This is a genomic window from Candidatus Didemnitutus sp. (assembly GCA_019634575.1).
In the GTDB taxonomy this organism is placed as follows: Bacteria; Verrucomicrobiota; Verrucomicrobiia; order Opitutales; family Opitutaceae; genus Didemnitutus.
In genome coordinates, this window is the sequence record JAHCAY010000001.1 from 1076615 (window position 1) to 1089841 (window position 13227).

10 protein-coding genes are annotated in these 13227 nt (G+C 67.7%); 8 read left to right on the forward strand and 2 right to left on the reverse strand.

Translation table 11 applies throughout. The features are described 5' to 3' along the window. Positions 1-26 precede the first annotated feature (26 nt). Entirely contained in the window at positions 27-1664 is a 1638-nt protein-coding gene (locus KF715_04445; GenBank protein ID MBX3735919.1) for a hypothetical protein, read from the reverse strand. Positions 1665-1726: 62 nt separating this feature from the next. On the opposite strand from KF715_04445, the gene KF715_04450 reads away from it, so the two are divergent. The 7 genes from KF715_04450 (at position 1727) to KF715_04480 (ending at position 11150) form a co-directional block, all read left to right on the forward strand. After that, positions 1727-2581, forward strand: a complete 855-nt coding sequence (locus KF715_04450) for a prephenate dehydrogenase/arogenate dehydrogenase family protein (GenBank protein ID MBX3735920.1) — start codon at positions 1727-1729, stop codon at positions 2579-2581. 64 nt (positions 2582-2645) lie between these two features. Beyond that, on the forward strand, positions 2646-3905 hold the full coding sequence (gene aroA / locus KF715_04455; GenBank protein MBX3735921.1) for a 3-phosphoshikimate 1-carboxyvinyltransferase: 1260 nt from the start codon (positions 2646-2648) through the stop codon (positions 3903-3905). Positions 3906-3912: 7 nt separating this feature from the next. After that, positions 3913-4569, forward strand: a complete 657-nt coding sequence (locus tag KF715_04460; protein MBX3735922.1) for a (d)CMP kinase — start codon at positions 3913-3915, stop codon at positions 4567-4569. 33 nt (positions 4570-4602) lie between these two features. Further along, positions 4603-5235: a 1-acyl-sn-glycerol-3-phosphate acyltransferase gene (locus tag KF715_04465; GenBank protein MBX3735923.1), complete on the forward strand. Its 633-nt coding sequence runs from the start codon at positions 4603-4605 to the stop codon at positions 5233-5235. Between the two features lie 115 nt (positions 5236-5350). Beyond that, positions 5351-8464 carry a histidine kinase gene (locus tag KF715_04470; GenBank protein MBX3735924.1) on the forward strand — a complete coding sequence of 1038 codons (3114 nt, stop codon included), beginning with the start codon at positions 5351-5353 and terminating at the stop codon, positions 8462-8464. Positions 8465-8539: 75 nt separating this feature from the next. Then, positions 8540-9265, forward strand: coding sequence for a response regulator transcription factor (locus KF715_04475; protein MBX3735925.1), 726 nt, complete (start codon positions 8540-8542; stop codon positions 9263-9265). Positions 9266-9407: 142 nt separating this feature from the next. Continuing rightward, the gene (locus KF715_04480; GenBank protein ID MBX3735926.1) at positions 9408-11150 is read left to right on the forward strand and encodes an autotransporter-associated beta strand repeat-containing protein; all 1743 of its coding nucleotides are present in this window, start codon (positions 9408-9410) and stop codon (positions 11148-11150) included. Here the strand turns inward: KF715_04480 and KF715_04485 are convergent. After that, positions 11122-12399 carry a lactate 2-monooxygenase gene (locus KF715_04485; protein MBX3735927.1) on the reverse strand — a complete coding sequence of 426 codons (1278 nt, stop codon included), beginning with the start codon at positions 12397-12399 and terminating at the stop codon, positions 11122-11124. The two genes, KF715_04480 and KF715_04485, sit on opposite strands and share 29 nt — an antisense overlap. Positions 12400-12568: 169 nt before the next feature. On the opposite strand from KF715_04485, the gene KF715_04490 reads away from it, so the two are divergent. Next, entirely contained in the window at positions 12569-13138 is a 570-nt protein-coding gene (locus tag KF715_04490) for a hypothetical protein (protein MBX3735928.1), read from the forward strand. Positions 13139-13227 lie beyond the last annotated feature (89 nt).

Genomic DNA, 13227 nt, shown 5'->3' on the forward strand with positions numbered 1-13227 from the left:
ACCGCACCCGCACCGGCCGTCTCGTTTCACTCCGCCGCGTCGAGCCGCGTCAAATCCACTTCCACCACCACGCGGAATCCCCGCGTGCGCGCGCGCTCGGTGCGCGCCACCGGGGTGACACCGCCCTCGCCGCGCCAGACGTTCGCTTCGGTGGTTTCGCGCCCACCCGCCGACGCGAGCCACTCCTCGAGCCCGCCGTTCACATTCTGCGCGTCCGCCGCGCCTTCGCGCAATTCGTCGGCGCTCGGCAGCCGCACGCGCCAGCCGAGCAGCCACCCCAGCCGCCGGCAAAATTCCTCGGCCTCGGCAAAAGTCACCGAGTCCACCGGCAGCGCGCGCCCCGGATTGCGGCTCGGGTTGCTGCTCATCACCTTCGCGAAATCCGCCTGGAGCACTTCAGTCTTCAACAGCGCCCGCGCGCCGCTCAACGGCACGAGCTGATCGAAGATGCGATCCTGCACCGTCGCGATGTCCGCCGAGCGGACGTTGAGGTAGGCGAGCGCGGTGCGCACCGCGTCGTCGGTTTGCTTGAGCTTCGGGAAGCGCTTCGCGACGTCCTCGCAGAGCTCGAGACCTTCGCGCACGCTTTGCTGCGCCTGAAAAACCTGCCGCTTGCGCAGGAAATGGCGCGCCCGCTCTTCCGCCGCCACCGCCGCGCGCAACGGCTCGGCCGCCAACAAGGTCTGCCGCTCGGCCTCGATCTGCTCGAGCCGCTCCATCGAGAGAAACCGGCTCTTGGCGAACCGCTCGTTCAGCTGCCGCTGTCCATCGGCCGCCGCGACGAGCTCCTTCACCGCGCGGTCGATGTCGCCCGCTGCGCGCAGCTCCTCCGCGCGACGCATGCCGTCGCGCACCGCCGCATCGAGCTCGCTCGCCATCAGCGCCGCGATCTCTGCCTCGAGGCGCCCGATGGCCGGCAGGTCGGAAAAACGCGTGCGCGGAAACTCCCGATTCAAGTGCTCCTGCATGTCGCGCGCCTCGCGAAACGCGGCGAGCGCGCGGACCCATTGCGCCGCATCAAGCGCCGCCTGCGCCTCCGCGGTCTTCGCCGCGACCGTCTTCGACATCGGCTCAGCCACGAGCTCCTCCAATTCCCGCTGCAAACGCAGCTCGCGGTCGAAATTCGCGCTTTTGTCCGCCGTCGCCGCCGTGCGCTGCAATTTCAGCGCTTCCCGCAGCAGCGCGATGCCCCCCTCGCCGTCGCCGGCCGCCAGTCGCGCCCGCGCCGCCGTCTCCTTTTCCTCCGAAGCTTTCTGCGCTCGCGCCGCGCGCATCGTCTCGATCTGCCGCTCGGTCCGGCGCAATTCCTCGACCTCCGACGCGAACCGTTCCGGGCGCATCGCGGCGCGCCGGCGCTGCCAGCCGGCCAGTTTTTCCCAACGGTGGATCGTCTCCTCGGGCGTCAACCCGGCTTCCTGCGTGCCGCTCCGCGCCGCCGCCAGCTGTTCTTCCACCACCGCCAGCGCAGCGCGCTCCTGTATCTTCGCCTGCGCGAGTTCGCGCTCCTCGCCCCACAGCCAAATCCCGCCCGCCACCGCCGCCGCGGCCAAAGTCAGGCCAATCAGCCACGCACGCCGCCGCCACCGTTGCGCCGCTGTTTCCTCCACGATCTCGGCCTCTTTTTCAAACCGCACCGAGCCAGCGCAGCGGGCTTTTCGCGTCATGGCAACGCCATTGGACGGCGCGGGGCTCGACAACCGTGTGTCACCTCGGTTTGGTGCCCGGGATGTTCACCCGGCTCGCGATTCTCGCTCCCGGCCTGCTCGGCGGCTCCGTCGCGCAGGCGGCGAAACATTTCGGCGCGGCCACGCAGGTGACGATCTGGTCGCGCAAACCCGAGACGCGACTCGCCCTCCGCGACCAGCCGTGGTGCGACGCCATCGCCGACACGCCGGCTGACGCCGCGCGCGACGCCGACCTCGTGGTCATCTGCTCGCCGGTTGATCAAATCGTTCCGCTCGCGCAACAGATCGCCGGCAGCGTCGCGCCGCACACGCTCGTCACCGACGTCGGCAGCGTGAAGGGCGAGATTTGCCGCCACGCCACCGCCGCGCTGGCCGGCCGGGCGACCTTCGTCGGCTCGCATCCGATGGCGGGCTCCGAAAAAACCGGTTGGGAACACGCCCGCCCCGATCTTTTCAAGAGCCGCGTCGTCTTCGTCACGCCGCTCCCGGAAACCGCGCCCGTCGCCTCCGACCGCGTCGCGGCGTTCTGGCAGGCGCTCGATGCCCAGGTCGCCACTGTCGCGCCGGACGCGCACGACGAGATCGTCGCGCACATCAGCCATCTTCCCCAAGTGCTCGCCTCCACGCTCTGCGCCGCACTCGCGAAGCGCGAGCACGGCTGGCGCAATTTCTCCGGCGGCGGCCTGCGCGACACGACCCGCATCGCCGGCAGCGACCCGAAACTCTGGAAAACCATCCTCGAGCAGAACCGCGACGAGGTGCTCCGCGCCCTGCGCGCCTATCAGGACGAACTGCACGGCATGGAGCGCGCACTCGCCAACCGCGATTGGTTCGAGGTGCAGGCCATCCTCGAACGCGGTCGCGCCTACCGCGACCAATTCCGCCCGATTCCATGATTCTGACCTGTGGGAGCGTGCTGGCACGCGACCGTCGCGACCAAGGTCGCTCCCGCAACGAAACATGCCGCCTCTTCCGCCCTCCCTCCCTATTTCGCCCTTCACGCGCCCAGTGCGCGGCCGCGTCACCCTGCCCGGCTCGAAGAGCATCACCAACCGCGCGCTGATCCTCGCCGCGCTGTCCGATCGCACCGTCACCTTGCGCGGCGCGCTGTTCAGCCGCGACACGCGCATCATGATCGCTGCGCTGCGCGCGCTCGGCTTCGCGGTGGAATTCGACGAGACCGCGCTGACGATCACGATCACCGGTCGCGGCGGCGAAATCCCGAACCGCGAAGCGCGCCTGCACATCGGCAACGCCGGCACCGCCGCACGTTTTCTCACGGCTTTCGTCTGCCTGCGGCCCGATGGCGTCTATCATTTCGACGGCGACCAGGCCATGCGCCGCCGCCCGATCGGCGCGTTGCTCGACGCGCTCGCGCTGCAAGGCGCGCAAGCCGACTCGCGCGCGTTCCCCTTCACGCTGCGCACCGCGGGCCTGCCCGGCGGCCCGGTCGAACTCGACGCCTCGGAAAGCAGCCAGATGCTTTCCGCGCTCCTCATGGTCGCACCGCACGCGCGCACGCCGCTCACCGTGCGCCTCACGAGCGAGGCGGGCTCGAAGCCGTTCGTCGTGATGACCGAGGCGATGGTGAAACAATTTTCGCCCGCGCCCGCCGTCTACGACATCGAGGGCGATGCATCCGCCGCCAGCTACTTCCTCGCCCTGCCGCTCGTCACCGGCGGCGAGCTCGCGCTGCCCAACTACCACGGCTCGCTCCAAGGCGATTTCAAGTTCCGCGATGTCCTCGCCGAAGTCGGCCTCGCCACGGCGGCGCGCGACGGAGTCTTCACTTGCTCCGCCGCGCACGGCGCGCGCCACCACGGCGTGACGCAGAACTTCCGCGAGTTTTCCGACACCTTCCTCACCCTCGCCGCGCTCGCGCCGCTGCTCGACGGACCGACCCGCATCAGCGGCATCGCCCACACGCGAAAACAGGAAACCGACCGCGTCGCCGGCATGGCGCGCGAGCTGCGCCAGCTCGGCCAGCACGTCATCGAGCAGGAGGATTCGCTGGAAATCCACCCGCGCCCGCTCGTCTCCGGCGCGACGATCGAGACGTATCACGACCACCGTTTCGCGATGAGTTTCGGCATCCTCGGCTGCCACGACCTCCACGGCGACGGCCGACCCTGGCTCACGATCAAGGACCCAGCCTGCTGCGGAAAGACCTTCCCGGAATTCTTTGACTTGCTGGCCCGCCTGCACGCTGGCTCACATTGAGACGCGCATGGGCCTTCCGTTCATCATTGTCGCCATCGATGGCGGCGCCGCTTCCGGCAAATCCAGTTCGTCCCGCATCCTCGCGGAGCGATTCAACCTGCTCCACGTCGACACCGGCTCGTTCTACCGGCACCTCACGAGCGAGCTGCTGCGCCGCCGCGTGCCGCACACCGATCTCCCCGCCCTGCGCGCGGTGTTGCCCGAGCTGAAATTCGACACCCGCCTCGAAGGCCGCTCGGCGCGCATGCTCATCGGCGGCCAGCCGGCAGGCGACGAGATCCGCAGCGCCGCCGTGAACGAGCACGTCGCCCAATACTCCGCCGTGCCCGAGGTGCGTGAAGTGCTCATCGGCTATCAGCGCGGCCAGGCCGACGTCGCGCAGCAGCACGGCTTCCGCGGCCTCGTGATGGAAGGCCGCGACATCGGCTCGAAGATCTTTCCCGACGCGGACTGCCGCTTCTTCCTCTTCGCCGATCCGGCCGAGCGCGCCAAACGCCGCGCCGCCGAAGGCCGGCAGGATGTCATCGGCAAACGCGACACGATCGACAGCGTGCGCCTCAACCAAAGCGCGCAGGGCGCGATCGCGATCGACAGCACGTTCCTCACGCTCGAGCAGGTCGTCGACACGATGGCCAAGCTCATCGCGGAAAAGATCGGAGCCTGACCCGCCATGCCGCGCACGACCGACCACCTGACGATGCGGCCGTTCTACTCGTTCTTCCACTATTGGGTGGCGCAGTGGCACTCGATGTGGTTCCGCGGCGAGGTCGCCGGCACGCAGCACATTCCCGCGACCGGCCCCTTCCTCATCGCCGGCAACCACGCCAGCCTGCTCGACCCGCCGTTCGTCGGCTGCCAGGTGCCGCGCCAGATGCGCCCCTTCGCCCGCAAGACGCTGTGGAACGGGAAAATTTTCAGCTGGTGGCTCGATCGCGTGGAATGCATCCCGGTCGATCGCGACAGCGGCGACGTCGGCGCGATCCGCAAAGTGCTCCAAGCGCTGCACGACAACCGCGGCATCATCCTTTTCCCGGAGGGCACGCGTTCGTCCGACGGCCAATTGCAGAAGCCCAAGGCCGGCGTCGGCCTGATGGCGTGCAAGACCGGCGCGCCCGTCGTGCCCGCGCGCATCTACGGCTCGTTCGAGGCGTTCGGCCGCGGTGCGTCCGTGCCGCGCTTCGGCACGCGCGTCGACGTCGTGTTCGGCCCCCCGATCACCGCCGCCGAATACGACGATCCGTCCGCCGGCAAGGAGCGCTATCAGCTCGCCTCCGAGCGCATTTTCGCCCGCATCGCCGCCCTGCCGCGCCCGCACTACGCGGTGATTTGAGCGCTGGCGCGCTGCCGGGTGTCGCACGCGGACGATCCCGGATCACGCCGCACCGCGCCGAAATACGCACTCGCCGCACGCGGCGTTTACCTCCTAGTTCGCGCCTGCCCCTCCCGTGAGACTCGCCGCTCCACGCCTCGCCTGCCTCTGGCTGGTCGTTTGCGCCGCCGCCACCGCCTTGGCTGCCGCCACCGTCCCGGGACCGGAGCGCACCGGTTCGCCGTTCCTGAAAATCTGGACAAGTGAAGACTACGGCGCCTCGCCCATCAATTGGCACATTCTCCAACACCCGCGGACAGGATTCATCTACGTCGCCAACAACTATGGCGTGCTCGAATTCGATTCGGCGGCGTGGCGCCTGATCGAGTTTCCGAACGAAGGGCGCGCCCGCACGCTGGTGCTGGACCACGGCGGTAACCTGTGGGCGGCGGGTGACGACATCGCGAAACTGGAGCCGGACGCGAACGGCCTGCTGCGCGCGCATTCGCAAATCGACCGGCTCCCGCCGGCGAATCGCGAGATCGGCAGCATCGGTTTTTCGGCGGCGACGGCGCAACTCGTCGCCTTCGCCAGTCCGCGCACATTGTTCGTGTTTCCGCAGGCCGGCGGCGAAGCGTTCTCGATCGAGCCCGCGACCGCGATCACCAGCCTGTGGGCCGCGGGAGAAACCGTCTATCTCTCGCTCAGCGGCGGCGAAGTGCTGGAACTGCACGACCGCCTCCTCGAACCGAGCCATCTGCCGCTCGCGCTGGATGAGCCGCCGCGCAGCACCAATCGCATCGTCTACCACGCCCGTCTCGCCGCGGACGGACGCTGGCGACTCGCGACCAACCGCGGCGTCCTCGCCACCGTCGTCGGCGCCGCGCACGCGGAGGCGACATTCCTCGCGCCCCGCGAGTTGTTCAGCGAAGGCCAGATCACCGCGGCGGTCCTGTTGCGCGACGGCGGCTATGCCTGCTCCACGGTGCGCGAGGGCCTGCTCGTCTACGACGCCTCCGGCGCGCTGCGCCAACACGTCGACCGCAATGCCGGCCTGCCCGGCAACCGCATCGACCATCTCATGGAGGACTCCGAAGGCGGACTCTGGCTCGCGCAACGCAGCGGCGTCACGCGCATCCAACTCGACAGTCCCTTCGCCATCCACGGTCCCGCCCAAGGCCTGCAAGGCGGCCCGCGGGCGCTGCTCCGGCACGACGGACGTCTTTTCGTCGCGCACTCCGAAGGCCTGGCCGTCCTCGAGGAGAATGGGCAATTTCACGAACTTCCCGGCATGCGCGCCGGTGCCAATCGCTTCGCCGTCCACGACGGGCGCTTGCTCGTCACTTCCGGCGCGATTCGCCAGCTGCTGCCCGATGGCTCGATGGGCCTGCTCGCCCGCCAAGTGCTCCAGCCGCTCATCGTCTCGCGCCGCCAGGCCGATTGCCTCATCGGCGGCTCGACCACCGGACTGTGGCTCTATCGCCGGGCAGGCGAGAAACTGAATCCCCTCGGCATCGTGAAAGCGGTGCGCGGCGCCATCACCAACCTGCTCGACACAGGCGACGGCTACGTCTGGGCGACGAATCCCGATGGCACGACATGGCGGGTGGATTTTCGCGCCGGCCTCGTGCCCGACGCCCCGGCGCGCGCCTATGGTCCCGATGACGGGCTCCCGCTGGTGCGTCGACGCGACGAGCCGCTCCTGTTCGAACTCGGAGGCGCACTCGTCGTCGGCAGCGCAACCTCGCTCCACCGCTATGATTCCGCCCGCGACCGCTTCGAGCCGGAGCTGCGCATCGCGAATCTCGACGGCCGCCAGCTCGGCGTCACCGAGGCGCAACGCGACACGGACGGAAACCTCTGGGTCCGCCTCGGTCCGCCCACGCGCACCATCGCGCGCATCGTGCCCGTTTCGCCGGACGCGTGGCGACTCGAACCGCTGTCCGCACCGGCGCTCACCGGCTTGATCGCCAACAGCCTTTATCCCGACCTCGCCGCGCGCACCGTGTGGCTGGCCGGGCAAGGCATGCTCGTATCGATCGCGCTCGACTGGCGTCCAGTGCAGCCGCCGCCACCGTTGCGGGTCTTCGTCCGCGAAATCCGCACGCATGACGGCACGCTGCGTTTCGATCCGAGCGTGGTGGGCGCCGCGCGCGAACTCACCGCCCCGCAAGATTCCCTCTCGATCTCCTTCGCCGCCCCGACGTTGCAACCCGACTACCGCGGCCGCACCATCACCCAATACCGCACCCGGCTCGAAGGCTACGAACTTGACTGGACCGCGTGGAGCGAGGCCACGCGACGCGATTTCACCAACCTGCCCTACCGCGACCTGCGATTCTCCGTCGAGGCGCGCGACATGAGCGGCCGCGTCAGCCCGCCGGCATCCTTCGCCTTCCGCATCGCGCCGCCGTGGTGGCTGACGCGCGCGGCGTTCGTAGCCTACGCGCTCGCCTTTCTCGCCGCCGTGGTCGGCCTGTTCCGCCTGCGCACGGCCGCATTGCGACGCCGCAACACCCAGCTCGAATCCGCCGTCGCGCTCCGCACGCGCGAACTCCACGAGCAAAACCTCGAACTCGCCCGCCTGCATCGCCTCGAACTCGACGAAAAAACCTCCGCGCAACTCGCCGAGGAAAAGGCCCGGCTCGAGGTGCTGCGCTACCAACTCAATCCGCACTTCCTCTTCAACGCCCTCAATTCCGTCTGCGCCCAAATCATTCAGGACCCCGTCGCCGCGCGCGCGATGGTCGTGCGCCTCGCCGATTTCTGCCGCCTCACGCTCCATCGCCCCGGCGACGCCGAGACCGCGATGACGCTCGGCGAGGAACTGCGCCTGCTGCGCGCCTACCTGGAGATCGAGCAGGCGCGCCTCGGCGAACTGATGCAGGTCGAGATCGAGTCCGATCCGTTCCTCGAGAATTTCGCCCTGCCACCGTTCCTGCTGCTGCCTTTGGTTGAGAACGCCGTGAAATACGGCGCCGCCACCAGCCCCGAGCGACTCGGCGTCAAGTTGACCGTGCATCGCGACGGCGCGCGCGGCATCGAGATTACGGTCGCCAACACCGGCGAATGGCTCGAGCCGGGCGCGCACTCCGCGCCGTCCACCGGCATCGGCCTCGAAAACCTCCGGCAGCGCCTCGCCCGCTATTTTCCGGGCGCCCACGAATTCAAGACGGAGACCGCCGGCCCGTGGGTCGTGATGCGGCTCCGCCTGCACCGGCCGCTCGGCGGCAGCGCCGGCGGCGCGTAATTCGTCACTCAGTCTGCGTCGCTTGTCACCGTGCGCTTTCCTTCGCCCTCGCCGATCGCCCACTCTCCCGGTCCGATGCGACGAGTCCTGCTCATCGACGACGAAGCCGCCGCCCGCGCCGAGTTGCGCTGGCTGCTGTCGCCTTACGCCAGCCACACGGTCGTCGGCGAGGCGGCGACGTTTGCCAAGGCCCGCGCGCGGCTCGAGGAGCACGACTACGACCTCGTCTTCCTCGACGTGCAGCTGGTCGGCGGCAACGGCTTCGACCTCGTGCCGCATGTCGCCCGCAGCGCGCGCATCATTTTCGTGACGGCGTTCGACAAGTTCGCCGTGCGCGCCTTCGAGGTGAATGCCCTCGACTACCTGCTCAAGCCCGTCTCCACCGAGCGCTTCGCCGTCGCACTGGCCAAGGCCACCGGTGAATCCGCCGCCGCGCCGCGCGCCGCCTTCCGCGCCGACGACTCCGTGTTCATCCAGACCGACGACGGCAAACGCTTCGTCCCGCTCGCCGAGATCAGCGCGGTCCTCTCGAACGAAAATTACTCCGACGTCCTGCTGCGCAGCGGCGAGCGCCTGCTGACGCGTCGCACGATGAAGACCTGGGAAGACCTGCTCCCGCCCGCGCAATTCCTCCGCGTGCACCGCCAGGCGATCGTGAACGTCGCCGCCATTGAGAGCCACCGCCGCGACACGCGCGAGACGTTCGAACTCTCTCTCGCCGGCGTGAAGACGCCCGTGCCCGTCAGCCGCAGCTTCACCGCCGACCTCAAACCTCATCTCGGAGCCGAGGACGCGTCGTAACTCGTCACAAAGCTGCGTCGCTCGTCACCCGCCCATCGCGTGCGGCGCTCGCGGCGTGTTTCTCGGCGCCATGCACTCCGGCGCCTCCCGCTCCTCCCTCCTCGCTCGGCTCGCTCGCGGCTTGCCCTGCTTTTTCGCGATCGTGGTTCTTCCTCACTCGCTCTACAGCCAAGTCACTCTGACCAACGGGCAAACTCTCGCTACCAGCGGCACGATCGGCGGGAGCTCTTTCCAAACCTCGGTCTCCCAGTTTGGCGGGACCGCCACCCTTCAGGCCACTGGCAATCTCAGCCTGGGCGGTAACATCTCGGTCGCGAGTAACGGCACACTCACCATCGATACCAACGGCTACACGATCTCTGTCGGCATCGACCCCAGCAACAAATCCCTCGTGACCAATACCGCCAGCATCGTCAAAACCGGTGCAGGCACCCTGGCTCTCAGCGGAAAAAACTCAGGCTCCCTTACGATCAACCAAGGTGCTGTGACCATGACGGCGCTGGAGGGCTCGCTCAACGTCACCAACGCCGTCGCGACCGCCTCCGCCATCACCGGCTCAGGTTTCTCCCTTAATTCCGGCGGCACCTTTCGAGCGGGCGCTGCGTTCACCAGCGCGACCGGCAGTTTCATGCTCAACGGAGCCGATTCCACGATCGATACCAACGGCTTCGATGTGACACTGGTCGGCCTAGTCAGCGGCTCCGGCGCGCTCAACAAGGCCGGCAGTGGCGCCCTGACGCTGAACAGCGGCAGCTTCACCGGCGGGATCAACGTGCAGGCCGGCACGTTGAAGATTGCGGACACCAATTCGTCCGGCGGCACCGTGGCGATTTCGTCGGGCGCGACGCTCGATCTGATCAACACCAACCGCACCATCGGCCAGCTCTCCGGCGCCGGCAACGTCACCCTCGGCAGCGCCACGCTCACCGTGAACCAGTCCACCAACTCCGAACTCTCCGGCGCGCTCAGCGGCACCGGCGGGCTCACCAAGAGCGGCACGGGCACGCTCACCCTCTCGGGCACGAACACCGCCAGCGGCACCACCACCGTCTCCGCCGGCACGCTGCAAATCGGCAACGGCGGCACCAGCGGCAGCCTCGCCGGCAACATCACCAACAACGCTACCCTCGCCTTCAACCGCTCCGACGCTCTCACCTACAGCGGCGTCATCTCCGGCTCCGGCGCCGTGACGAAATTGGGCTCCGGCACGCTGACACTGTCCGGCACCAATACCTACAACGGCGCCACCACCCTTTCTGGCGGCACCCTGAAACTCAGCGGCTCGGCCGCCAACAGCGCCTTCACCGTCGCCGGCGGCACCTTGTCTGGCTCGGGCACGCTCGGCGCCCTCACGGTCGACAGCGGCGGCACGATCGCACCGGGCAACTCGCCCGGCACGTTGCACGCGGGCGCGACGACCTTCGCGAGCGGCGGCACCTACCTCTGGGAAATCAACAACGTCAACGGCACCGCCGGCGCCGATCCCGGCTGGGACCTCCTGAGCGTGACCGGCGGACTCACGATCAGCGCCACCAACGTCGATCCGTTCACGATCGATCTCACCTCGCTCACCTCCGGCAACGTCGCCGGGCTCGCAACCGGGTTTTCCACCAGCGCCAGCTATTCGTTCACCTTGGTCAGCACCACGACCGGCATCAGCGGTTTCTCCGCGGACAAGTTCAACCTCAACACGTCCGGCTTCGCGAACTCGTTCGACGGCACCTGGGCGCTCGCGCTCGCCAACGGCGGCAACGACCTCGCGCTCACCTACACCGGCGCCAGCGCCGTGCCCGAGCCGTCCACCTACGCGCTGCTCGCCGGGCTCGCCGCGCTCGGCGGAGCATTCGTCCGCCGCGTCAGGCGCGCACGAGCGCCGCGGGCGTGATTTCCCCCACGCTCCGGCAGCCGGCCAACCCCATCGTCAGGTCGAACTCCGCGAGCACGTTCGCGATCACCTCGCTCACGCCCGCTTCGCCCGCCAGTGCCAAGCCGTAGACGTAAGGACGCCCGAGGCACACCGCGCGCGCGCCGAGCGCGAGCGCCTTGAACACGTCCGCGCCGCCGCGCACGCCGCTGTCGAACAGCACGGGAATCTTCCCGCCGACCGCCGCCACGATGCCCGGCAACGCATCGATCGACGCGATCTCGCCGTCGATCTGCCGGCCGCCGTGATTAGAGACGATGATGCCGTCCGCGCCGTGCTGCACCGCGAGCCGCGCATCCTCCGCGTGCAGGATGCCTTTGAGCACGATCGGGAGCTTCGTGTGCTCGCGCAGAAACTTCAGGTCATCCCACGTGATGTTCGAGCGCGAGTAAGTCGCCACGAATCGCGCCACGGCCGCGCGCGGGTCGGACGACGCGAGATTCTTCAGCAACCCGCCCGGAAAATTCGCCTTCTGCGCCAGCGCCGTGGCGATGGTCTGGAGATTGAGCGGCGGCTTCGGTGCGGCGGCTTCGACGCCCGCCTCCCGCACCTCGCGCATGAACACCGGATCGCTCGTGTATTGCGCGATGCCCTTCCCTTCGAGAAACGGCAAATACCCGAGGTCGAGATCGCGCGGCCGCCAGCCGAGCATCGTCGTGTCGAGTGTGAGCACGATCGCGTCGCACCCGCACGCCTCCGCGCGCCGCACGAACGAGGCGACGACGTCGTTCGACTTGCTCCAGTAGAGCTGAAACCAACGCGGCGCATTGCCCATCGCCGCCGCGCACGCCTCCATCGGCACCGAGGCTTGGTTGGAAAAAATGTGCGGCACGTCCCAACGCGCCGCCGCGCGCGCCACGGCGAGATCGGCGTCGGCGTGTGCCATCTCCGCCACGCCGATCGGTGCGAGCAACAGCGGCGTCGCAAGCTTGCGCCCGAACAACTCGACCGACGTGTCGCGCGTTTCACAGTCGCGCAGCCGCCGCGGGACGATCTGCCAGCGGTCGAGCGCCGCGCGATTGTTGGCCATCGTCCCCTCACGCCCCGCGCCGCCGGCGATGTAGGCGAACGCCTCCGGCGCGATCACGCCTTGCGCCGCCTTCTCCAATTCCGCCGACGCCACCGGCACGCGCGGACGCCGTCCACCGACACCAGCGAGGTAAACTTCACGCTGCCGCGCACGACCGATGTCCGAGTGGGGTTGGCTCATGACGAAGCGAAGAGAAGCTCAGAGCACCGCGCTTGTCGATGCGCGACCGACAAAGAGCAGTCTTGCTGCTGCACGTCGTATCGCTCTCCCTTTACGTCACGGGCCAACAGTTGAGTGACTGCTTTCACTTACCGAGAAAAACACTGTTCGGCAAAAAAGGAGGTTCGATATGACCACTCCAAATCCAGACCCGTATCTTGATTGGTATATGCAGCATATTCCCCACCGTGTTCGGGCTGCCATTGCTGGCACAGAAATGCTTGTTCGAAAGCTTCAGGAACGATTTGGGAAAGACAAAGTCAGGACAGCTGGCTACGAGGCGAGGGTCGCTTTACCTGCTGATTCTGTCGCTCTTCTCTGTATCGACAACGCTGTCTGGGAAGGTCGCTTAACCGCAACACGGTGGCTGATCGACTTTCTCGGAATCAGCTCAGATAAAAACGGTAGCCCAAGCAGGCCGGCGCAAAAGCCCCATGATTGGCGCATCGATAAGTTGGATGCTCCACTTTTCCCCCTGGCGGGCGTTGAGGCACAGAAGCTCGCCGACATTTGGCTCGGCTGCACAAAAGCAACTAGCCATCCGACACGCGGCAGCGGTCACCCACCAGTTGATCCTAACGAGCTGAATGCCGCGATCGCTATTATCACGGAATATTTGGATAAACAGCTCTATGCGCCCAAGGGTCGGAACATTTTCGCCGACACGTTACAGCAGCATCCGCATGCCCTTGTGCCATAGAGCCAAGCAGGCGAACAAAGGGCTAGAACATGGGCGATCCTCAACACCGACTTGGTGCACTGATTTTTTGGCAGCTGGCGCAGTGATTG